At 63.3% G+C, this 20770-nt stretch carries 19 protein-coding genes; 9 read left to right on the top strand and 10 right to left on the bottom strand.

All coding sequences use genetic code 11. The features are described 5' to 3' along the window. Positions 1 to 2 precede the first annotated feature (2 nt). Positions 3 to 1199: a heme biosynthesis protein HemY gene (locus tag RTQ46_RS24325; RefSeq protein ID WP_312440170.1), complete on the top strand. Its 1197-nt coding sequence runs from the start codon at positions 3 to 5 to the stop codon at positions 1197 to 1199. Positions 1200 to 1392: 193 nt separating this feature from the next. Here the strand turns inward: RTQ46_RS24325 and RTQ46_RS24320 are convergent, their stop codons facing one another. From RTQ46_RS24320 to RTQ46_RS24310, 3 genes are all read right to left on the bottom strand, one after another. Further along, on the bottom strand, positions 1393 to 3828 hold the full coding sequence (locus RTQ46_RS24320) for a TonB-dependent siderophore receptor (protein WP_312440169.1): 2436 nt from the start codon (positions 3826 to 3828) through the stop codon (positions 1393 to 1395). A 97-nt stretch (positions 3829 to 3925) separates the two neighbouring features. Beyond that, positions 3926 to 4933: a FecR domain-containing protein gene (locus RTQ46_RS24315; RefSeq protein ID WP_312440168.1), complete on the bottom strand. Its 1008-nt coding sequence runs from the start codon at positions 4931 to 4933 to the stop codon at positions 3926 to 3928. After that, positions 4930 to 5448, bottom strand: coding sequence for a sigma-70 family RNA polymerase sigma factor (locus RTQ46_RS24310; protein WP_312440167.1), 519 nt, complete (start codon positions 5446 to 5448; stop codon positions 4930 to 4932). Before RTQ46_RS24310 ends, RTQ46_RS24315 begins: the two co-directional genes overlap by 4 nt. Before the next feature lie 190 nt (positions 5449 to 5638). Between RTQ46_RS24310 and ppa the strand changes: the two genes are divergently transcribed. After that, a complete protein-coding gene (gene ppa / locus RTQ46_RS24305) occupies positions 5639 to 6187 on the top strand; it encodes an inorganic diphosphatase (RefSeq protein WP_312440166.1) in 549 nt (182 codons plus the stop codon). A 71-nt stretch (positions 6188 to 6258) separates the two neighbouring features. Here the strand turns inward: ppa and RTQ46_RS24300 are convergent, their stop codons facing one another. Together RTQ46_RS24300 and RTQ46_RS24295 are read right to left on the bottom strand one after the other, a co-directional pair. After that, positions 6259 to 7110, bottom strand: a complete 852-nt coding sequence (locus RTQ46_RS24300; protein WP_312440165.1) for an undecaprenyl-diphosphate phosphatase — start codon at positions 7108 to 7110, stop codon at positions 6259 to 6261. 184 nt (positions 7111 to 7294) lie between these two features. Beyond that, positions 7295 to 8440 (bottom strand): GNAT family N-acetyltransferase, encoded by a 1146-nt coding sequence (locus RTQ46_RS24295; RefSeq protein ID WP_312440177.1) that lies wholly within the window; start codon positions 8438 to 8440, stop codon positions 7295 to 7297. Positions 8441 to 8538: 98 nt separating this feature from the next. Between RTQ46_RS24295 and RTQ46_RS24290 the strand changes: the two genes are divergently transcribed. Together RTQ46_RS24290 and RTQ46_RS24285 are read left to right on the top strand one after the other, a co-directional pair. After that, on the top strand, positions 8539 to 10158 hold the full coding sequence (locus RTQ46_RS24290; RefSeq protein ID WP_312440164.1) for an NAD+ synthase: 1620 nt from the start codon (positions 8539 to 8541) through the stop codon (positions 10156 to 10158). Positions 10159 to 10289: 131 nt separating this feature from the next. Beyond that, positions 10290 to 10628: a P-II family nitrogen regulator gene (locus RTQ46_RS24285; protein WP_308922192.1), complete on the top strand. Its 339-nt coding sequence runs from the start codon at positions 10290 to 10292 to the stop codon at positions 10626 to 10628. 108 nt (positions 10629 to 10736) lie between these two features. Here RTQ46_RS24285 and RTQ46_RS24280 read toward each other — a convergent pair whose 3' ends face one another. The 3 genes from RTQ46_RS24280 to trxB all read right to left on the bottom strand — a co-directional run bounded on the left by RTQ46_RS24280 (position 10737) and on the right by trxB (position 13125). Continuing rightward, positions 10737 to 11366: a trimeric intracellular cation channel family protein gene (locus tag RTQ46_RS24280; protein WP_312440163.1), complete on the bottom strand. Its 630-nt coding sequence runs from the start codon at positions 11364 to 11366 to the stop codon at positions 10737 to 10739. A gap of 125 nt (positions 11367 to 11491) precedes the next feature. Further along, entirely contained in the window at positions 11492 to 12166 is a 675-nt protein-coding gene (locus tag RTQ46_RS24275; protein ID WP_312440162.1) for a Smr/MutS family protein, read from the bottom strand. Positions 12167 to 12171: 5 nt separating this feature from the next. Next, positions 12172 to 13125, bottom strand: coding sequence for a thioredoxin-disulfide reductase (gene trxB / locus RTQ46_RS24270; RefSeq protein ID WP_312440161.1), 954 nt, complete (start codon positions 13123 to 13125; stop codon positions 12172 to 12174). 228 nt (positions 13126 to 13353) lie between these two features. On the opposite strand from trxB, the gene RTQ46_RS24265 reads away from it, so the two are divergent. From RTQ46_RS24265 to RTQ46_RS24255, 3 genes are all read left to right on the top strand, one after another. Continuing rightward, complete coding sequence (locus RTQ46_RS24265) at positions 13354 to 15720, top strand: DNA translocase FtsK 4TM domain-containing protein (RefSeq protein WP_312440160.1); 2367 nt, start codon at positions 13354 to 13356, stop codon at positions 15718 to 15720. 5 nt (positions 15721 to 15725) lie between these two features. Further along, complete coding sequence (gene lolA, locus RTQ46_RS24260) at positions 15726 to 16382, top strand: outer membrane lipoprotein chaperone LolA (RefSeq protein ID WP_312440159.1); 657 nt, start codon at positions 15726 to 15728, stop codon at positions 16380 to 16382. Between the two features lie 71 nt (positions 16383 to 16453). Continuing rightward, positions 16454 to 17761: a replication-associated recombination protein A gene (locus RTQ46_RS24255; protein WP_312440158.1), complete on the top strand. Its 1308-nt coding sequence runs from the start codon at positions 16454 to 16456 to the stop codon at positions 17759 to 17761. 2 nt (positions 17762 to 17763) lie between these two features. Here the strand turns inward: RTQ46_RS24255 and RTQ46_RS24250 are convergent, their stop codons facing one another. Beyond that, complete coding sequence (locus RTQ46_RS24250) at positions 17764 to 18501, bottom strand: NAD(P)-dependent oxidoreductase (RefSeq protein ID WP_312440157.1); 738 nt, start codon at positions 18499 to 18501, stop codon at positions 17764 to 17766. Further along, a complete protein-coding gene (locus RTQ46_RS24245) occupies positions 18498 to 18770 on the bottom strand; it encodes a DUF2917 domain-containing protein (protein ID WP_312440156.1) in 273 nt (90 codons plus the stop codon). The genes RTQ46_RS24250 and RTQ46_RS24245 overlap by 4 nt, the downstream gene beginning before the upstream one ends. 189 nt (positions 18771 to 18959) lie before the next feature. Between RTQ46_RS24245 and RTQ46_RS24240 the strand changes: the two genes are divergently transcribed. Beyond that, positions 18960 to 20375 (top strand): PLP-dependent aminotransferase family protein, encoded by a 1416-nt coding sequence (locus RTQ46_RS24240; protein ID WP_312440155.1) that lies wholly within the window; start codon positions 18960 to 18962, stop codon positions 20373 to 20375. A 151-nt stretch (positions 20376 to 20526) separates the two neighbouring features. After that, the gene (locus tag RTQ46_RS24235; protein WP_312440154.1) at positions 20527 to 20730 is read left to right on the top strand and encodes a hypothetical protein; all 204 of its coding nucleotides are present in this window, start codon (positions 20527 to 20529) and stop codon (positions 20728 to 20730) included. Positions 20731 to 20770: the final 40 nt, after the last annotated feature.

Here is a 20770-nt window from a genome sequence, read left to right as displayed (position 1 = left end):
CCATGCGTCTATTTCTCTGGTTACTCGCCCTGATGGCGGCGGCGATCGGTATCGCCGTGACGGCCCGTTTCAATCCCGGCAACGTGGTGCTGTTCTATCCGCCATACCGCATCGACCTGTCGCTGAACTTCTTCGTGCTGCTGCAGGTGGCCCTGTTCGCGCTGCTGTACTTCCTGCTGCGCGCCTTCCGCGCCACCGTGCGCATGCCGGCCGAAGTGGCCGCCTACCGCCGCCGCAAGCGTGAACGCGACGGCAACAAGGGCTTGCGCGAAGCCTTGAAGGCATTGTTCGAAGGCCGTTTCGGCCACGCCGAGAAAGCCGCGCTGCGCGCCGCCGAACTGGAAGACAATGCGGGCCTGGCCGCGCTGATCGGCGCGCGCGCCGCGCACCGCATGCGCCAGTCCGAGCGCCGCGACAGCTGGCTGGCCCGCGTCGAAGGCGATACGGCGTTAAAGACCGCGCGCCTGATGACGGTCACCGAACTGCTGGTCGACGACCACCAGCCGGAAGCGGCGCTGGCCGCCGTGCGCGAACTGAACGCCAGCGGCACGCGCCATATCCACGCGCTGCAATGGTCGCTGAAAGCGGAACAGCAGGCCAAGAACTGGCCCGAAGTGCTGCGCCTGGTGCGCTCGCTCGACAAGCACCGCGCGCTGCATCCGGCGCTGTCGTCGCGCCTGCGCGAACTGGCGTATGAACACCTGCTGTCGGACCGCACGCACGACGCCGAGTCGCTGATGCGCGTGTGGTCGACGGTGCCGACTTCCGACCGCGTCAAGCCGTATATCGCCTGCCGCGCCGCCACCGCCCTGAACGCGCGCGGCCTGCACGACGAAGCGCGCATGGTGTGCGAAGAGTCCTTGGGCGCCGACTGGGACGACCGCGTGGTGCGCGCCTACCGCGAAGCGGCGGCGCCTTCCGGCACGCCGGCCCTGCTGCTGCAGATCGAGCATTGCGAACAGTGGCTGAAACAGCGCCCGCTGGACGCGGAACTGGCATTGACGCTCGGTTCCCTGTGCCTGAAACAGAAACTGTGGGGCAAGGCCCAGCGCCATCTGGAGCAGGCCTTGTCCGACGCCAGCGACCCGCGCATGGTGCGCGACGCCCATCTGAAACTGGCGCAGATGCACGAGGCGCTGCAGCAGCAGGAGCAGGCGGCGGCGCATTACCGACAGTGCGCGCTGGCGACGATCTTGTAAAACAAAAACCCGTCGCGAGACGGGTTTTTTTTTCCTGTTCAATGACGATATTCCAGTGCCAACAATGTGTCGGATTACGGTCCTGCGGACCTAATCCGACCTACGGGTTTGGCAGCAGCCGTGATATCAAATCGTAGGTCGGATTAGCCCGCAGGGCGTAATCCGACAACAGCCCCGAACAGCGCCAAGCGTTTTAAAACTTGAAATTCGCCGTCAATAACGCATTGCGCGGATCGCCATACACGCCGGTGCCGTACGAGCCCATGCCCGGCATATACGTTTTATCGAACACGTTGTTGATGTTCAGCGCTACCGACAGGCGCGGGCCCACCTGGTAGCGCGCCATCAGGCCCACCACCGCGTAGCTGGGCTGCGTGGCGCGCCAGCGGGAGGCCGTTGACAGCTGATAGTAAGTCTCGCTCTGCCAGGTCAGCGAACCGCCGACGGTCCAGCCGGCCGGCAAGCTGTAGGCGGTGCTCAGCTTGAACAGGTGCTTGGGCTGGTTGGTGTTGACGGCGCTGAGGATCAGGTTCGGCTGCGGCGGGATATGCGAGGTGCGGAAGGTATAGCCGCCAGCCAGGTTCCAGGACGGGGTGACCTGGCCCGACATTTCCGTCTCGATGCCCTTGCTGGTGACGCCGGCGATCGGGCGGTAGATCTCGCCGCCGGTGGTGCTGTTGATGCCCTGGTATTGCGGCGCGTTGTCCTGCTCGATCTTGAACACGGCCGCGCTGGCGTTGATGCGGCCATCGAGCCACTCGCCTTTCACGCCCGCTTCCATGCTTTTGCCGGTCAACGGGTCGAGCGCGCTGTCGCTGGCGTCCTTGTAATAGGTCTGCGGCTTGAAGATGTCGGTATAGCTGGCGTAGACCGACCAGGTCTTGTCCAGGTCATACACCACGCCCGCATACGGCACCACTTTTGCGCTCTCGTCCAGGTTGTCCGACACAGTTTTCACGCCGGCCACCGACACCTGGTAGTCATACAGCTTGTACCAGCTGGCGCGCGCGCCGAGGATCACCGACAGATCGTCAAGCGGGCGCAGGCGCACGGCCCCCGACGCGCCTTTTTCGGTGATGGTGGTGTCGCGGTCGGCCCGTTTGGTCTGCGTCGGCAGCACCAGGTTGCCGTCCCACACGCGGTAGTCGGGCACGGTGACGAAGCTGCTGGTATACATCTGCGCGTCCTTGTTCTGGCGCGAGTAGCCGGCGCCCAGCATCAGTTCATGCTGGCGGCCGAGCAGGGTAAACGGACCGGTGGCGGCCAGGTTGGCCGTGTCGGTGCTGGCCTGGGTCGGCAGCGGGCCGCCCAGTAGGCGGATGCCGGCGCCCGTTTGCTGGTTCATGTAGCCGTTGTAGGCCGAACCGTACAGCACGTCTTTCGACTGCTTCAGGTGGCTGGCGGCGGCGTCGAGCTTCCAGCCATTGTCGAACGCGTGCTTGAGCGTGGCGAAGGTATTGGTGCTGTCGTTGTCCCAGTACGACCAGCGCGCGGCCGGGTTCAGCGAACGGCGAAAGCGGGTTTGCGAGCCGTCGCTGTAGAACAGCGGCAAATGGCCGAAGGTGGCGCCGTCGGCGCGGCTCTGCATGTAGTCGACGCCCAGGCTCAGCGTGGTGCGCGGCGCCAGGTCGGCTTCGACGATGGCGTACAGGCTGCGCGTGTTGCGCTGGTAGTAGTCGATATACGAGTCGGCATTCTGCGCCGCCGCCACCACGCGCGCGCGCACGCTGCCGGACGCGTTCAAGGGGCCGCCCACGTCGGCCACGCCGCGGTACTTGTTCCACGAGCCCACGCTGCCGTTGACCGACGCGGCAAATTCGCCGGTCGGCCGCTTGCGCACCAGGTTGATGGTGGCCGACGGATTGCCGGCGCCCGTCAGCAGGCCGGTCGCGCCTTTCACCACTTCGACGCGGTCATACACGGCGCTGTCGCCGATGGCCGTGGTGTACTGGTTGGAGCTGTCGAGCGTGTTGGGCATGCCGTCGAACTGGAAGTTTTCGATGGTGTAGCCGCGCGCATAAAAGGTGGCGCGTTCGCTGTCGTTGCGCCCGACGGTGACGCCGACGACCTTTTCCAGGATATCGGGCACGCTGTTCAGGGCCTGGTCATCCATCTGCTGGCGCGTGACGACGCTGACCGATTGCGGCGTTTCGCGGATCGACAGGCCCATGCGGGTCGCCGTGCTCATTGAAGGCGTGGTGTAGCTGCCGCTGTTTTCGGTGACGTTCGGGGCTTCGGCGCGGGCGCTGACGCTGACTGGCGCCAGCGTCTGCTCGCCGCCGGCCGCGCGGCGCAGGGTGTAGCCGCCGTTGCCCTGGTCGACCGCTTCCAGGCCGCTGCCGGCCAGCAGCGCGGCAAAGCCGGAAACCGGCGTATGCACGCCCTGCAGGCCGGGCGAGGTGCGGCCGCTGGCCAGTGCCGGGTCATAGGTCAGCGCCACGCCGGCGGACGCGGCAAACAGATTGAGGGTGGAGACCAGCGGGCCGGCGGCGATCTGGTAGGGCCTGGCGGAGGCAGTGGCGGCAGCCGGGGCGGCGATAGCGACGGCGGGCAGCGACAGCGCCATGGCCAGCAGCGCGCCACGCATGGCGATGGTGAGAGGTAGAGGAGTGCAGCGGTGATCAAGCATGATGGGCCCAGGTGATTGATTGACAGGTGGTTGGTATTGCTTCTGTCCTGTAGGCCGTGCGAAAAACAAAAAGATGAAAATATTTTTGAAAATAATGTCAGGCGGGTTCCAGCGTCACCCAGTAGCGCGTCAGGCTGCGCATCCTGAGCGGGAACGATTGCACCAGCAGCAGCAGCGCGCGGTCGGTGTCGGCCAGCGGAAATACGCCGGAAATGCGCAGCTGCGCCACGCGCGGATCGCACGCCAGCCGGCCATGGCGGTAGCGCGCCAGGTCGGCCACCACCTCGCCCAGGCTGCGGTTGTTCACCAGCAGGCTGCCGGTCTGCCACAGGCCTGCGCCTTCATCCGCCTCGCCGATTGCGTCGATGCCGGCGGCACCCAGGCTTGCCTGCTGGCCGGCGCGCAGCACCACGGCCTTGCCCGGTGCGCTGGCGGCGCGCAGCTCCACCGCGTCGTCCAGCACCACCACCTGCGCGTGATGGTCGAACTGGCGCACCGTGAAGCGCGTGCCCAGCGCGCGCGCCGTGCCTTGCCTGGTGTCGACGATCAACGGGCGCGGGTCTGCCGGTGCGCCCGCTCCTTGCCGGTGGCGTGCCGTCTCGACCAGAATTTCGCCCGACAGCAGCCGCACGCGGCGCTCGCCGGCATCGAACGCGATGTCCACGGCGCTATGGGTGTTCAGGATCAGCAGCGATCCGTCCGGCAGTTGCACGCGGCGCTGCTGGCCCACGCCGGTGCTGTAATCGGCCAGCAGCGGCTGTACCAGGCCATGTTGCTGCGCCGTTTGCCATGACAGATAGCCGAAGGTGCCGGTCGAGGCCAGTGCCACCACGCTGCGCAGCACCTGGCGGCGCCCCTGGTCGCCGGACGCCAGCCTGGCGCGCAGCACGGGCGATGCCACTTCGGGCGGCGCCTGCTGCAAGGTGGCGCGCATCGCCTCGATGCGCTGCCAGGCGCGCTGGTGGTCCGGGTGCTGCTGGTGCCAGCGCTGCCAGGCCTGCCGGTCGGCGTCGCTGGCGCTGCCCGAACACAGGCGCGCATACCAGGCCACGGCCTGCTTGCGCACGGCCGCGTCATCGCGCGGCGTGACAGTTGTTTGCTTCATGGCGCCAGCGCATCGCAGTGTTCGACGCAATGTTCAATCGCCGTGCACATATAGTTGCTGACCGTGCGTTTGGTCACCCCCAGCTGCTGCGCGATCTGTTCGTAGGTGAGGCCGTCGAGCTGCGACAGCAGGAAAGCCTGGCGCACGGCCGGTTTCAGGCCGTCGAGCATATTGTCGATGGCGACCAGCGCTTCGAGCACGATGGCGCGGGTTTCCGGCGAGGGCGCATGCGCTTCGGGCAGGGCCGCCAGTGCATCGAGATAGGCGCGTTCGATATCCTTGTGGCGGAAAAAGTCGGCCACCAGGCCGCGCGCGATGGCGCCCAGGTAGGCGCGCGGCGCCAGCAAGGCCGGAGTATCGCGCCGCGCCAGCACGCGCAGAAAAGTATCGTGCGCGAGGTCGGCCGCGTCACAGGCATTGCCCATCTTGCGGCGCAGCCAGCCCTGCAGCCAGCCGTGGTGGTCGCTGTACAGGGCGGTAACGTCGGGTGCTGAAAGTGCGGGAGCGGAAGACACGTAAAGTCAGATAATAATGGTTCTCATTTACAAATCATAGCATTGCCGGGCCGCCAGCGCCACCGTTGTGGCGTCGCTTGACAGAATCGCCACACCAGCGTGCTCACAGGGCTGCTGCGGCGCACAAGGCGCGTGTACTTCGCTATAATTGCGCGGTTAAAACACTGTCAGCACACACGAGGAAAACCCCATGAGCTTGAATAAAGTGCCTTCGGGCCGCGATTTGCCGAACGACTTCAACGTGATCATCGAAATTCCGATGAACGCCGATCCGATCAAATATGAAGTGGACAAGGAATCGGGCGCGATTTTCGTCGACCGCTTCATGGGCACTGCCATGCACTACCCATGCAACTACGGCTATGTGCCGAACACCCTGTCGCCGGATGGCGACCCGGTCGACGTGCTGGTGATCACCCCATTCCCGCTGTTCCCTGGCGTGGTGGTGCGCTGCCGTCCTATCGGCGTGCTGAAAATGACCGACGAGTCGGGCGAAGACGCGAAAGTGCTGGCCGTGCCGGTCGATAAAGTACTGTCGATCTACAGCCACTGGCAGAAACCGGAAGATCTGAACGAACTGCGCCTGCGCCAGATCCAGCATTTCTTCGAGCACTACAAAGACCTGGAAAAAGGCAAATGGGTCAAGATCGACGGCTGGTACGGCGTTGACGAAGCCCGCGCTGAAATCCTGAACGGCGTTGCCGCTTACAAGAAAGACGCGGAAGACAGCGCTTCGTAATCGCCGCCATGCCATAAAAAATGCCCCCGTGCCAGCTCTGGCACGGGGGCATTTTTATTGGTACGTGGCGCTCAGTGAGCGGCAATCACGCCCATGTTCAATAACGCCAGCACAACCATGCCCAGCACGATGCGGTAGGCCACGAACGGCCAGTAGCCGCGGCTGCTGACGATGCGCAGGAACACCACGATCACGCCATAGCCGACAAAGAAGGCAATGATGGTTGCCAGCAGAGTGGGGCCGGGGGCGACCGGGCCGGCCACGCCCCAGCTTTTGTACAGCTGGTAAAAGCCCGACGCCAGCACGGCCGGAATCGCCAGCAAAAAGGAATAGCGGGCCGCCGCTTCGCGCGTGTAGCCCATCATCAGTCCGGCCGTGATGGTGCCGCCCGAGCGCGACACGCCCGGGATCAGCGCCATCGCCTGCGCAAAGCCGAAGATGATGCCGTCGCGCCAGCGCATGCGCGACAGCGGCAGCTGGTGGCGGCCGTAGCGGTCGGCCGCGCCCAGGATCAGGCCGAACACGATCAGCATGATGGCGGTCAGGTACAGATTGCGCAGATAGGTTTCGATGGCGTGCTGGAACAGCAAGCCCAGGATCGCGATCGGCAGCGAGCCGATGATGACCAGCCAGCCCAGGCGCACATCGGGATGGGCTTTCGCTTCAGCCGTCGCGCCGCTGCCGGGCAGGGCGCCGAACCAGGCCAGCGCAATCCGTAAAATATCCTTGCGGAAGAAAATCAGCACGGCCAGTTCGGTGCCGATCTGGGTAATGGCCGTAAACGCCGCGCCGGGGTCGGCGCCGGACGGTAAAAACGGGCCGATAATGCGCAGGTGCGCGCTCGACGAGACGGGGAGAAATTCGGTCAGGCCCTGGATCAGGCCCAGCAGGGCGGCTTCCCACCAGCCGATCACGCCGCTCATGCGGCAACTCCACGGCGCGCACGGTGACGGCCGGTCAGATTAAATACTTGCAATTACATTCACCAAAAAGAGAAAGTTGAGCGGAGCCGCCAACGAGGGCCGGCAGGGCGGGCAGTACACGCTTGCTGCAGGCATGACTTTTTCCAGCTTAACACAGCCGTATTACTTATAAAACCGGCAGTTTTTACAGTGCGGGCGCCCCGCGAAACGGACTGTGTTCGTTCAGCTCATCGAGATAGGCATCGATGCCGCCCCGTTCCCGTTCCAGGAAACGCTCGACGGCGTCGGCAAACGACGGATGGGCCAGCCAGTGCGCCGACCAGGTCTTTTGCGGCAGGAAACCGCGCGCCATCTTGTGCTCGCCCTGGGCGCCGCCTTCGAAGGTGGCGATGCCCTGCGCGATGCAGAACTCCAGCGGCTGGTAATACGCCGTCTCGAAATGCAGGCAGGGCACGTGCTCCAGCGCACCCCAGTAGCGGCCGTACAAGGTATCTGCCGTGTGGATCACCAGCGAAGCGGCAATTGCCCGGCCGTCGCGTTCGGCCACCACCAGCAGGATATTGCCGGGCATGCTGGCGCCGATGCGCTCGAAGAATTCCAGGCTCAGATACGGCGACGAGCGGTGTTCGGCATAGGTATTGCTGTAGCAGCGGTGAAAGAATTGCCATAGCGCCGGCGTGATGTCGGCGCCGCGTACCTGGCGCATGGTGACGCCCGCTTCCACCACCTTGCGCCGTTCGGCGCGGATATTCTTGCGTTTCTTGTGTTCCAGCGTGGCCAGGAATTGTTCGAAATTCGCATAGCCGGGATTGAGCCAGTGAAACTGCACGCCGCTGCGCAGCAAGAAGCCGGCTTGCTCCAGCTGCCGCGCTTCGGCTTCCGGCGGAAACAGGATATGCGTGGACGAGACCTTGCTCGCTTCCTGCTGTGCCTGCAGAAAGGCCAGCAGGGCCGCGCGCGCCTGCCCGTCGCGCGCCAGCAGGCGCGTGCCGCTGACGGGCGTAAACGGAATCGCCGACAGCAGTTTCGGATAATATTCCAGGCCATGCTGCTGGTAGGCATCCGCCCAGGCCCAGTCGAACACATACTCGCCATACGAGTGCAGTTTGACATACAGGGGCAGGGCGGCGGCCAGCGTGTCGCCTTGCCACAGCACCAGAAACTGCGGCTGCCAGCCGGAGTCGGCGCTTGCACAGCCCGATTCGTGCATCGCATGCAAAAAGGCATACGACAGGAAGGGATTGGGCTCGGCCTGCAGCGCCAGCAGTTCAGCCCAGGCCGCTTCGCCAATTTCAGCCAGAGAAGAGACGACACCCGTGCGATAATTCATTGTTGTGGTTTGCATTCATCACTTTCGGGTCGCGCCGTCGGCCTGCGCACCCCCGGGGTTTGCCCCGTCTTTGTTAATAAAACGAAATATCCAACATCATGACAGTCAAAGTCGCAATTGCTCAAATGAATAGTACGGTCGGCGATCTGGCCGGCAACCGCGCCAAAATTCTTGACCTGGCCCGCCGCGCCCATGCTTCCGGCGCCGATATCGTGCTGACCCCGGAACTGTCGCTGGTCGGCTATCCACCGGAAGACCTGCTGCTGCGCAATGCATTCTACGCAAAAACGCAGCAAGCGTTTGCCGCACTGGCCGCCGACCTGGCGCAGTTCCCCGATCTGCACGTGGTGGTAGGCCTGCCGCTGCAGGATGACAGCGGCACCGTGCGCCATAACGCCGCCTCGGTGCTGGTCAACGGCCAGGTGCTGGGCACCTACCGCAAGCACGATCTGCCGAACACCACCGTGTTCGATGAGAAGCGCTACTTTTCGTCCAGCGACCAGCCCCTGGTGTTTGCCGTCAAGGGCGTGCGCTTCGGCATCAATATCTGCGAAGACACGTGGTTTGCCCATGCACCGGCCCGTGCGCGCGCGGCCGGCGCCCAGGTGCTGCTGGTGCCGAACGGCTCGCCATATCACATGAACAAGCAGCATCTGCGCTACGAGACCATGCGCCGGAACGTCTGCGCGCAAGGCCTGTCGTTGGTGTACGCGAATCTGGTCGGCGGGCAGGATGAACTGATCTTCGACGGCGACTCGTTCGTGATGGACGCCAATGGCACGATTTGCGCGCAGCTGCGCCATTTCGAGGAAGACCTGCGGATCGTCGAGTTCGATGGCGCCATTCCCGTGCCGCAGCCGGTGGCCGCGCCGCTGCCGGTCGAGGCCCAGGTGTACCAGGCGCTGGTGCTGGGCGTGCGCGACTATATCGGCAAGAACGGTTTTCCCGGCGTCTTGATCGGTATGTCGGGCGGCGTCGATTCGGCGCTGACGCTGGCCATTGCCGTCGATGCGCTCGGTGCCGACAAGGTGCGCGCCGTGATGATGCCGTCGCAGTTTACCGCCGATATTTCATGGATCGACTCGCGCGACATGGTAAAACGGCTCGATGTGCGCTACGATGAAATTCCGATCAAGCAAACCTTCGACGCCTTCCGCGCCACCCTGGCTGAAGAGTTCGCCGGCCTGGCCGAAGACGCGACGGAAGAGAACATCCAGGCGCGCATCCGCGGCACCTTGCTGATGGCGCTGTCGAACAAGCATGGCAGCATCGTACTGACGACCGGCAACAAGAGCGAGATGGCGGTTGGCTATTGCACCCTGTACGGCGACATGGCGGGCGGCTTCGCGGTCATCAAGGATATCGCCAAGACGCTCGTGTATCGCCTGTGTGCGTACCGTAACAGCGTGTCCGATGTGATTCCGGAGCGCATCCTGACGCGCGGACCGTCCGCCGAACTGCGCGCCGACCAGCTGGACCAGGATTCGCTGCCGCCGTACGATATCCTCGACGGCATCATGCAGCTGTATATGGAAGAGAACCGGCCGATCGCCGAAATTATCGAAGCCGGTTATCCGCCGGCCGACGTGGCCCGCATCACGCGCCTGATCAAGATCAATGAATACAAGCGCCGCCAGTCGCCGGTCGGCATCCGCGTCACCCACCGCGGCTTTGGCCGCGACTGGCGCTACCCAATTACCTCGAAATTCTACGAATAAGATGGAGTTTGCTTTCGCCCCAATGGCTGAAAGGCCGGGGTCGGACCCTGAGGGTCCGACCCCAGGGTTTGCTGTTGGGGTACATACACAACAAATTGTCGCATCATTATGTTTATGAACAGGAGAAAGCCATGAAACAGATTACCGCCATCATCAAACCATTCAAGCTCGACGAAGTACGCGAAGCGCTGGCCGATGTGAATGTGACGGGTTTGACCGTGACGGAAGTAAAAGGTTTCGGCCGCCAGAAAGGCCACACCGAACTCTACCGTGGCGCCGAGTACGTGGTCGACTTCCTGCCGAAGGTCAAGGTTGAAGTGGTGGTCGACGACAGCGTGTCCGAGCAGGTGGTCGACGCCATCATCAAGGCGGCGCGCACCGGCAAGATCGGCGACGGCAAGATTTTTGTCCGCAATATCGAGCAGGTCATCCGCATCCGCACCGGCGAAACCGGCCCGGAAGCCGTATAAGCATTCTCTTCGGTCGGATTACGCCGTAGGTCGGATTAGCGCTCCGCGCGTAATCCGACACCATTGTTGGTCAGGCATCCGACACCGTTGTTGGCAGGGCGGGGCAACTCACCGCCCCAGCCGCATATCAAACTTCCAGCTGATCAGCCGCATGATGGTAATGCCGCTGGCGCTGGTCCACAGCGCGAAATCGTGCTCGACGCCAAAATGCTTCTGCAGCAAATAGGCCCAGCAGCCGATAAACGCGCAGATCGCATACGGTTTGCCATCGCGAAATACCATCGGTACTTCGTTGCAGACGATATCGCGCATCACGCCGCCGAAGATCCCCGTAATCACGCCCATCATCGATGCAATGAATAGCGGCATGCCCGCGCGCATCGCTTCGGCCACGCCGGCAATCGCAAACATGCCCAGGCCGATCGCGTCCGCCACCACGATCAGCCGTTCGGAGACGATTTCCCGCAGGTGCTGGATCAGCGGCGCCGCAGTCAGGGCCAGCACGAAGATCAGGATCGCGTATTCCTGGTGCGAAACCCAGAACAGGGGCCGCTTGTCGAGCAGGATATCGCGCAAAGTCCCCCCGCCAAACGCCGTGATAAAGGCCACCACGAACACGCCCACCAGGTCCATGCGCTTCCTGCGCGCTTCGATAAAACCGGAAAAGGCGCCCACCAGGATGGCGATCACTTCAATCAGTTTGATCAGCGAGCCGGGCGGCAATTGGGGTGGCATCATGGGAGGCGGCGGCCGGACTGTTGCCCGGCAAAAAATAATAGCCACAGGTTAACATGACACGGCCCCGAATGGTGACAAACGGGGCCGTGTTTCAGAGCAACTTATGAGTGCTAAGCAGGGCAGGGCTAGCGCACCGCCTGCAGCGCCGACGCCAGCAGCACCGTCAGCGCGCCATCGCCGCCTTCGGAGCGGCGCGACTGGCAAAAGGCGATCACTTCCGGCTTTTGCACCAGCCAGCTGTGCACCATCGATTTCAGTACCGGTTCCTGGCCTTTCGAACCGAAACCCTTGCCGTGGATCACGCGCACGCAGCGCAGCTTGCGCCGCGTCGCATGGGCAAGAAAAGCGCCGATGCCGTCGCGCGCCTCGTCGCGGCGCAGGCCGTGCAGGTCCAGCTCATCCTGGATCGGCCAGTGGCCCTTGCGCATCTTTTTGATCACGTCGGGGCCGACGCCTGGCGCCGCATAGTTGAGGGCCGGATCGTTTTCCAGGTAGTGGTCGACTTCGAACAGGTCCGACAGCGACTCGCGCAGCACGGCCGCATCGTCTTCCTCGCGCGACAGCTTGCGCGCCGGCTGCGTCGACGTCATGGCAGGCGTCTTCGGCAGCGCCGGCACATAGCGGTCGGACTCGGGCAGGCGCTTGACGCCGCCGATGCTGGCCTTGAACAGATTGCCTTCCACCGCCTGCACCTGGGCCTTTTTGGTGCGCTCGGCCTGCTCGATCGCGCGCGCCTCGGCCTGCTCCCTGAGCTGCTTGCTCACGGCTTTCAGGTCGGCAAAGTCTTTCATCGACGCCACGAGGATTACTCCTGGCCTTCCAGGTAGCGCTGGGCGTCCAGTGCTGCCATGCAACCAGTGCCGGCGCTGGTGATGGCCTGGCGGTAGATATGGTCCTGCACGTCGCCGGCGGCAAACACGCCGGGCGCGCTGGTGGCGGTGGCCATGCCTTCGAGACCGGTTTTGGTCTTGATATAGCCGTTGTGCATGTCGAGCTGGCCTTCGAAGATGCCGGTGTTCGGCTTGTGGCCGATCGCAATGAACACGCCATGCACGTTCAGCGCTTCGATCTTGCCGTCGATGGTGGACTTGATGTTCAGGCCCGTCACGCCGCCTTCGTTGCCCGTCACTTCGTCCAGCGTATGGTTGTATTTCAGCACGATCTTGCCTTCGGCAACCTTGGCGTTCAGGCGGTCGATCAGGATCGCTTCGGCGCGGAATTTGTCGCGGCGGTGGATCAGCGTGACCTTGTCGGCGATGTTCGACAGGTACAGCGCTTCCTCGACGGCCGTATTGCCGCCGCCCACCACGGCCACTTCCTGGTTGCGGTAGAAGAAGCCGTCACAGGTGGCGCAGGCCGACACGCCCTTGCCCATGAAGGCCGATTCCGATGGCAGGCCCAGGTACTGTGCCGAGGCGCCAGTGGCGATGATCAGCGTGTCGCAGGTGTACTCGTGGCTGTCGCCTTTCAGGCGGATCGGTTTTTCGTTCAGGAAGGTGGTGTGGATATGGTCAAACACGATTTCCGTATTGAAGCGCTCGGCGTGCTGCAGCAGGCGCTGCATCAGGTCCGGGCCTTGCACGCCCATCGGATCGCCGGGCCAGTTTTCCACGTCGGTGGTGGTCATCAGCTGGCCGCCCTGTTCCACGCCGGTGACCAGCATCGGCTTCAGGTTGGCGCGCGCGGCATAGACGGCTGCGCTGTAGCCGGCAGGGCCGGAGCCGAGGATCAAAACGCGGGCGTGTTTGGTAGTGGTCATGATGGGGCTTCTCTATGTGTGGGGTCTATCCGAATTGGGGGCAATCACGTCAAGGACAAGGGAGTATTGTGCTTGCGCAAGCTATGCCCGGATTATAGACCAAGCCGTCCACACAGACGAATCGTGGGGTGGTTTGCACCATATATGGCTTAGAATACCAGCTTATGATGGGATATTCCCTTACAGAAACACTTATTGAACGCATATCACCGTGCAGCGCATCCCAGAATGACTAAATCAGCCCAGGCCAACCAGAATAGTTACACCCGCAAGCCGGTCGTGCGCCGGCCGCTGCCGAACCGGCTGGTACGGTTGCTGTCGGAAGCGCGCTGGTTCGCGTTTGCCGCGTTTGCGCTGTATTTCGTGCTGATCTTGGCCAGCTTCAACAAACTCGATCCGGGCTGGTCGCATGCGACCAATGTCGACAAGGTGGCCAACCTGGGCGGCAAGCTGGGCGCGACCCTGTCCGACCTGCTGCTGTATATCTTCGGCTTTTCCGCCTGGTGGTGGTGCGTGTGGCTGCTGCGCACGGTGTGGAATGGCTATCGCCGGCTCAGCAACCGTTTCCTGCTGGAGCAGGAAGAAGAGGTGGAACGCGAACACCATATCGAGATGCTGATCCGCATCGTCGGCTTTTCCATCATGCTGATCGGCAGCATGGGCCTGGAATACCTGCGCATGGCGAAAAGCCTGCATGTGCAATTGCCGCGCGAACCCGGCGGCGTGCTGGGCCAGCTGGTCGGCCATTCCAGCCATGTGGCATTCGGTTTTACGGGCGCGACCCTGCTGTTGCTGCTGCTGTTCGCGCTGGGCTTTTCGCTGTTCTTCCATGTCTCCTGGCTGCAGGTGGCCGAGCGCATCGGCGCGGCCATCGAAGACAGCTTCAACTGGTTCGTGCTGCGCTACCGCGACCGCGAAGACCGCCGCCAGGGCGAAGTGGCCGCCGTGCGCCGCGAAGAAGTGGTTGTCATCGAACGCGCCAAGCATGTGGAAAAACACGTGGCCGCGCCGCCGGTCAAGATCGAGCCGCAGGTGGTTGCGGTGGTCAAATCCGAGCGCGTGGAAAAGGAACGCCAGGCGCACCTGTTCGCAGGCCCGAGCGATGGCAGGCTGCCGCCGCTGTCCCTGCTCGACGAAGCGCCGGCCGTGGTCGAAACCGTGTCGGTGGAAACACTGGAATTTACCAGCCGCCTGATCGAAAAGAAATTGTCGGACTTTGGCGTCGATGCCAAGGTCGTGGCCGCTTACCCCGGCCCGGTCGTCACGCGCTACGAGATCGAACCGGCCACCGGTGTCAAGGGCAGCCAGATCGTGGGGCTGGCGCGCGACCTGGCCCGTTCGCTGTCGCTGACCTCCATCCGCGTGGTGGAAACGATTCCTGGCAAAAACTACATGGCGCTGGAACTGCCGAACAGCAAGCGCCAGATCGTGCGCCTGACGGAAATTCTCGGCTCCAAGGTCTACAACGATGGCGTATCGAGCCTGACGATTGCGCTGGGCAAGGATATCGCCGGCAAGCCGGTGGTGGCGGATCTCGCCAAGATGCCGCACCTGCTGGTGGCCGGTACCACCGGTTCCGGCAAATCGGTGGGCATCAACGCGACCATCCTGTCGCTGCTGTACAAGTCCGATCCGCTCGACGTGCGCCTGATCCTGATCGATCCGAAGATGCTGGAAATGTCGGTCTACGAAGGCATTCCGCATCTGCTGGCGCCAGTCGTCACCGACATGCGCCAGGCCGGCCATGCGCTGAACTGGGCCGTAAACGAGATGGAACGCCGCTACAAGCTGATGAGCAAGATGGGCGTGCGTAACCTGGCCGGCTACAACACCAAAATTGCCGAGGCCGCCAAGCGCGAGGAACATATCCCGAATCCGTTCAGCCTGACGCCGGATTCGCCGGAGCCGCTGGAAAAACTGCCGACCATCGTCATCATCATCGACGAGCTGGCCGACCTGATGATGGTGGTGGGCAAGAAAGTCGAGGAACTGATCGCCCGTATCGCGCAAAAGGCGCGCGCTGCCGGTTTGCACTTGATTCTGGCGACGCAGCGCCCATCTGTAGACGTGATCACCGGTCTGATCAAGGCGAATATTCCGACCCGTATCGCGTTCCAGGTGTCCTCGAAGATCGACTCGCGCACCATTCTCGACCAAATGGGCGCGGAAACGCTGCTGGGCATGGGCGACATGCTGTATATGCCGCCCGGCACCGGCCTGCCGATGCGCGTGCACGGCGCGTTCGTGTCCGATGAAGAGGTGCACCGCGTGGTCAGCCACCTGAAGCTGCAGGGCGAGCCGAACTATATCGAGGGCATCCTCGAAGGCGGCACCCTGGAAGGCGAAGGCGGCGAGGCCGGCGGCGCGCCGGGCGAGGGCGGCGGCGAGGCCGATGCCCTGTACGACCAGGCCGTGCAAGTCGTCCTGAAAAACCGCCGCGCCTCGATTTCGCTGGTGCAGCGCCATCTGCGCATCGGCTACAACCGCGCGGCCCGCCTGCTCGAACAGATGGAGCAGAGCGGAGTTGTCTCAACCATGCAGTCCAATGGCAACCGGGAAATCCTGGTGCCGGCGGCCAGTGCCGAACCAGGATAAGAAGAATGAGCAAACAGACTATCGCAACACAATTCATCATCGGCGCCACCAGCGTCGCCTGCAGCCTGCTGTTCGCGGCCAGCGCCTCGGCCAGCGCGCTGGAGCAATTCAAGACCTTTGCCGCCGGCACCAAGTCGGCCAAGGGCGAGTTCGTGCAGCGGCAAGTGAAAAAGGCGGACGCGGGCGGCAAGGCCAAGGTTTCGACCCCAGCCAGCGGCACCTTTGAATTTGCCCGTCCAGGCAAGTTCATCTGGACCTACCTGAAACCGTACGAGCAACTGCTGCAGGCCGATGGCGAGCAGCTGTATATCTACGACAAGGACCTGAGCCAGGTCACCGTCAAGAAACTCGGTGACGCGCTCGGTTCGTCGCCGGCCGCCATCCTGTTCGGCAGCAACGACCTGGAAAAGAATTTCACCCTGGCCGAAGCGGGCACGCGCGACGGCCTGGAATGGCTGAAAGCGACGCCGAAAGCCAAGGACACCACATTCGACGAAATCAATATCGGCCTGCGCAACGGCGTGCCCGAAGCGATGGAGCTGCGCGACTCGTTCGGCCAGACTTCGCTGCTGTCGTTCAAGAACTTCCAGAAGAATCCGTCCCTGGCGGCCAATCACTTCAAATTCGTGATGCCCAAGGGCGCGGACGTCATCAATAACTGATTTTTTGACGCAACCTTCCTGACCGGCCTCGCAGCGATGCGGGGCTTTTGCATTTTTTAATGGACATTGTCATGGCGGATCTGTTCTCGCAAAAACCCGTGGCGCCGCTCGCTGAAGCGCTGCGCCCCAAGACGCTCGACGAAGTGGTCGGCCAGTCGCACCTGCTGGGAGAGGGCAAGCCCTTGAGGCTGGCATTCCAGTCGGGCCAGCCCCACTCGATGATCTTCTGGGGCCCACCCGGCGTCGGCAAGACCACGCTGGCGCGCCTGACCGCCTCGGCCTTCAAGTGCGAGTTCATCGCCCTGTCGGCCGTGTTTTCCGGCGTCAAGGATATTCGCGCCTCGATGGAGCAGGCCGAGCAGAACCTGGCCATGGGCAAGCACACGATTCTGTTCGTGGACGAAATTCACCGTTTCAACAAGTCGCAACAGGATGCGCTGCTGCCTTATGCGGAAAGCGGCCTGGTGACCTTTATTGGCGCAACCACCGAGAATCCTTCATTTGAAGTCAATTCCGCTCTGTTGTCGCGCGCCCAGGTGTATGTGCTGAAGTCGCTGACCGATGAAGAGCTGAGGCTGCTGCTCAAGCGCGTGCAGGATGAAGGCGCACTGGGCGAACTGGCGTTCGAGGACCAGGCGGTCGACACCATCATCGGCTATGCGGACGGTGACGCCCGGCGCTTCCTGAACCTGCTGGAACAGTCCCATACGGCAGCCAAAACTTCCGGCATCGCACTGGTCACGGCGGACTTTCTGCAAAACGCCCTGACCCTGAACAGCCGGCGTTTCGACAAGGGCGGCGACAACTTCTATGACCAGATTTCTGCCCTGCACAAGTCGGTACGCGGCTCCCATCCCGATGCGGCGCTGTACTGGCTGACCAGGATGCTCGATGGCGGGGCGGACCCCCGCTACCTGTCCCGGCGCATCGTGCGCATGGCGTGGGAAGACATCGGCCTGGCCGACCCGAGAGCCATGCAGATTGCCAACGACGCGGCATTGACCTACGAGCGCCTGGGCAGTCCGGAAGGCGAGCTGGCGCTGGGCCAGGCAGTCATCTACCTGGCCATCGCCGCCAAAAGCAATGCCGGCTACAACGCCTACAACCAGGCCAGGGCGTTTGTAAAGAAAGACAAGAGCCGCGAGGTGCCGGTGCACTTGCGCAATGCGCCGACCAAGCTGATGAAAGAGCTGGGCTATGGGCATGAGTACCGCTATGCGCATGACGAACCGAATGCCTATGCTGCAGGTGAAACGTATCTGCCTGACGGCATAGGCGAGCCGGGCTGGTATCAGCCCGTGCCAAGGGGGCTGGAAATCAAGATCGCCGAGAAGCTTGCCGTGCTCAGGAAGTGGGATAAGGACGCAGGCAAGGACTGACCTTACAGTCCCAGCAGCATGAAACCGTCATCCTGCGGCGCATACCCCACCAGCTTGCGCGTCGCATCGATCGACAGCCGTTTATAACGGTTGTCCGACACCCCATGCACCACATGATAACCGGGCGGTACCTGCGCCGTGATGCAGCAGGCCAGCAGCTGCACCACGTCGCGCTCGCTGACAAAGGCGGCAATATCGCGCGCGCTGTGCCGCTGTCCGTGCGCAAACTGCGCCACATTGGCGATACGCACGGCAATCGCCGTCATGCCATGTTGATGCGCAAACGCCGACGCCACCCCTTCGCCAAACGCCTTGCTGGCGCCATACATATTGGCGGGCCGCGCCGGCATATGCTCGTGCACCTGCACGTCGGACGCATAGCCTTCCACCGCTTGCGCGCTGCTGGCGAATATCACGCGCTTGACGCCCTGCGCCTGCGCGGCGCGGAAAATATTGTGGGTGCCGACGATATTCGGCTGCAGCAATTGCGTATCGAAATCGGCACTGGCATGCGGCACGCCAGCCAGGTGCAGCACCACGTCGATGTCCGCACAGGCGGCCAGGCAGGCCGCATAGTCGCCGACATCGAGACGGAGCACGGGGCAGGGCGCTTGCGCCAGCCTGGCGGCATGCAGGTCGGCCAGGCGCAGGGAGAATTCCCCGTGCCGGCTGTTCCAGAAAACGGTGCCGATCACGCCGGCCGCGCCCGTGACCAGCACGCGCAGTAAAGAAGAAGTCATGTAATCCTTGTCGTCGATAAAATGGGCAAACTCCAGCGGGCATGCCGGGGCGCGGCCGCGTGCACGCGGATGCGGCCGCTCCCTACCGCTTCCACCAGCACCAGGCCGTCATTCGGGATGGTGTAGCGCTGGCCCGCCTGCAGCACGGTGTCGTTGAACCTGGCATACGCCGTGATCCACGCACGGCCTGCCACGCATTCGATGACGTGCGCGCTGGCGTGTTCCAGCCGCAAGGGGCGGTTGCTGTGCAGATCGTGTTCGGTGGCCATGCTGTCCTCCTGGTGTGCAGACAGGAACAGCTTAAGCGCGCACGGTGAACCGGAACAGATGCAATAAACCGAAATTGTCATCGATACAGTGCGCTTGCCGCTACACTGTGCTTGTCAAAAAATGCGGCAACTGTATCTGTGCCAGCCCGGCGCCGCCGCCGCATACTGGCGCGTGGAAGGAATCAACTCATGCACACCAATCTGTACGAACACCTGGCCAACGAACTCGGTGCGCTGATCGACACGCGCGTGTTTGCGCCCGGCGAGCGGCTGCCGTCGATCCGCCACCTGGCGCAGCAAAAGCGCCTGTCCATCAGCACCGTGATGCAGGCCCTGCGCCTGATGGAAGACCGCGGCCAGGTCGATGCGCGGCCGCAGTCCGGTTACTTCGTGCGCCACCGCGCGCCGCGCCGGCCGTGCAGTGCAGACGCCCAGCATCTGAAGGCGCCAGCGTTTGTCGGCATCAACAACCTGCTGATGCGCGTGCTGAAAGACAATGAAGCAGCCAATATCGTGCAGCTGGGCACGGCCTGGCCGCCCGATGAAATCCTGCCCATCAAGCGCATGCAGCGCACCATCAGCGCGGTGGCGCGGCGCGAGCCGGCGCTCCTCAGCAGGGTCAGCTGCCATGACAGCAGCGAAGGCAATTTCCTGCGCCAGGTGACGCGCCGCGCGCTGGACTGGGGCAAGCTGGAGCCGGACGAGATCGTCGTCACCAATTCCTGCACCGAAGCGATCAGCCTGTGCCTGCGCGCCGTGGCGAAGCCGGGCGACACCATCGCCATCGAGTCGGCTACCTATTTCGTGCTGCTGCAGATGATCGAAAGCCTGGGCATGAAGGCGCTGGAAATTCCCACCGACCCGAAGACGGGGCCGTCGCTCGACGCGCTGGAGCTGGCCATGCGCGCGGGGCTGGTGCAGGCCTGCCTGTTTGTGCCGAACGCGAACAATCCGCTGGGCTGCGTGATGCCGGACGCGCACAAGCAGCGCCTGGCCGGTCTGTTGTCGCAGTTCGATATTCCGCTGGTGGAAGACGACGTGTATGGCGACCTGTGCTTTGCACAGCAGCGGCCCTGGCCCGTGAAAGCGTGGGACACCAGCGGCAATGTGCTGCTGTGCTCGTCGTTTTCCAAGGCCGTCACGCCCGCCTCGCGCGTCGGCTATGTGCTGGCCGGGCGCTTTGCGCAGGAAGTGGCCCTGCTGAAAACCGTGTCGAGCGGCGCCACCAGCCATTTCTTCCAGGCCGTGCTGGCCGATTTTCTGGAGGGCGGCAGCTACGACCAGCAGCTGCGCAAGATGCGGCGCACCTTGGTGCAGCGCATCGCGCACATGTCCGATGCGGTGGCGGCCAGCTTTCCGGCCGAGTGCCGGCTGTCCGAGCCGCAGGGCGGCTTCGTGCTGTGGGTCGAGATGCCGGTGCAGGTCGATGCGCTGGCGCTGCACGGCAAAGCCATTGCGGCCGGCGTCGCCTTTATGCCCGGCCAGCTGTTTTCCGCGTCGGGCAAGTTCGGCAATTACCTGCGCCTCAATTGCGGCAATGCCTGGACGCCGCGCATCGAACAGGCGATTGCCCGCCTGGGTGGCCTGGTCAAGGACGCCTCGTAGGGCGCCTTTTCGCTTCAGTCGCCGTTTTTCACCGTTGGCTCCGCGTTTTTCGCCGCTGGTCGCAATCCGGTGGTGTTCGACGGTGCCGCTGGCTAAAGTACCACCATACCAGCAGCACTTGACAACCACCCACCCCACCAGGAGCCACATCATGAACGCACTGAAAAACATGGAAATCGCCTTTGTCGCCGCCGCCGTCCTGGCCATCGGTTCCAGCTTTGCCACCGCCGACACCCGCGCCGTGACCGTCAGCGCCGACACGGCCCTGGTGGCCCGGGCAGCCGACACCGCGATGCCCGTGGTGACCGTCAGCGCCCGCCGCCTGACCGCCGCCGAGAAAGCTGCCTTTATCTGAATCGCCTGAACCGGAGGGTTCGCCAGGTGCGCCATGACGA

It is taken from the genome of Janthinobacterium sp. (genome assembly GCF_031995485.1).
Classification (GTDB): domain Bacteria; phylum Pseudomonadota; class Gammaproteobacteria; order Burkholderiales; family Burkholderiaceae_D; genus Janthinobacterium.
The sequence above is the reverse complement of the archived record's forward strand: the minus strand, read 5'-3'. Positions and strand labels throughout refer to the sequence as shown.

Bases quoted from the DNA above. Each gene is read 5' to 3' on its own strand.
- RTQ46_RS24325 (WP_312440170.1), top strand. From the start codon at position 3: ATGCGTCTATTTCTCTGGTTACTCGCCCTGATGGCGGCGGCGATCGGT.
- RTQ46_RS24320 (WP_312440169.1), bottom strand. From the start codon at position 3,828: ATGCTTGATCACCGCTGCACTCCTCTACCTCTCACCATCGCCATGCGT.
- RTQ46_RS24315 (WP_312440168.1), bottom strand. From the start codon at position 4,933: ATGAAGCAAACAACTGTCACGCCGCGCGATGACGCGGCCGTGCGCAAG.
- ppa (WP_312440166.1), top strand. From the start codon at position 5,639: ATGAGCTTGAATAAAGTGCCTTCGGGCCGCGATTTGCCGAACGACTTC.
- RTQ46_RS24300 (WP_312440165.1), bottom strand. From the start codon at position 7,110: ATGAGCGGCGTGATCGGCTGGTGGGAAGCCGCCCTGCTGGGCCTGATC.
- RTQ46_RS24295 (WP_312440177.1), bottom strand. From the start codon at position 8,440: ATGAATTATCGCACGGGTGTCGTCTCTTCTCTGGCTGAAATTGGCGAA.
- RTQ46_RS24290 (WP_312440164.1), top strand. From the start codon at position 8,539: ATGACAGTCAAAGTCGCAATTGCTCAAATGAATAGTACGGTCGGCGAT.
- RTQ46_RS24285 (WP_308922192.1), top strand. From the start codon at position 10,290: ATGAAACAGATTACCGCCATCATCAAACCATTCAAGCTCGACGAAGTA.
- RTQ46_RS24280 (WP_312440163.1), bottom strand. From the start codon at position 11,366: ATGATGCCACCCCAATTGCCGCCCGGCTCGCTGATCAAACTGATTGAA.
- trxB (WP_312440161.1), bottom strand. From the start codon at position 13,125: ATGACCACTACCAAACACGCCCGCGTTTTGATCCTCGGCTCCGGCCCT.
- RTQ46_RS24265 (WP_312440160.1), top strand. From the start codon at position 13,354: ATGACTAAATCAGCCCAGGCCAACCAGAATAGTTACACCCGCAAGCCG.
- lolA (WP_312440159.1), top strand. From the start codon at position 15,726: ATGAGCAAACAGACTATCGCAACACAATTCATCATCGGCGCCACCAGC.
- RTQ46_RS24255 (WP_312440158.1), top strand. From the start codon at position 16,454: ATGGCGGATCTGTTCTCGCAAAAACCCGTGGCGCCGCTCGCTGAAGCG.
- RTQ46_RS24250 (WP_312440157.1), bottom strand. From the start codon at position 18,501: ATGACTTCTTCTTTACTGCGCGTGCTGGTCACGGGCGCGGCCGGCGTG.
- RTQ46_RS24245 (WP_312440156.1), bottom strand. From the start codon at position 18,770: ATGGCCACCGAACACGATCTGCACAGCAACCGCCCCTTGCGGCTGGAA.
- RTQ46_RS24240 (WP_312440155.1), top strand. From the start codon at position 18,960: ATGCACACCAATCTGTACGAACACCTGGCCAACGAACTCGGTGCGCTG.
- RTQ46_RS24235 (WP_312440154.1), top strand. From the start codon at position 20,527: ATGAACGCACTGAAAAACATGGAAATCGCCTTTGTCGCCGCCGCCGTC.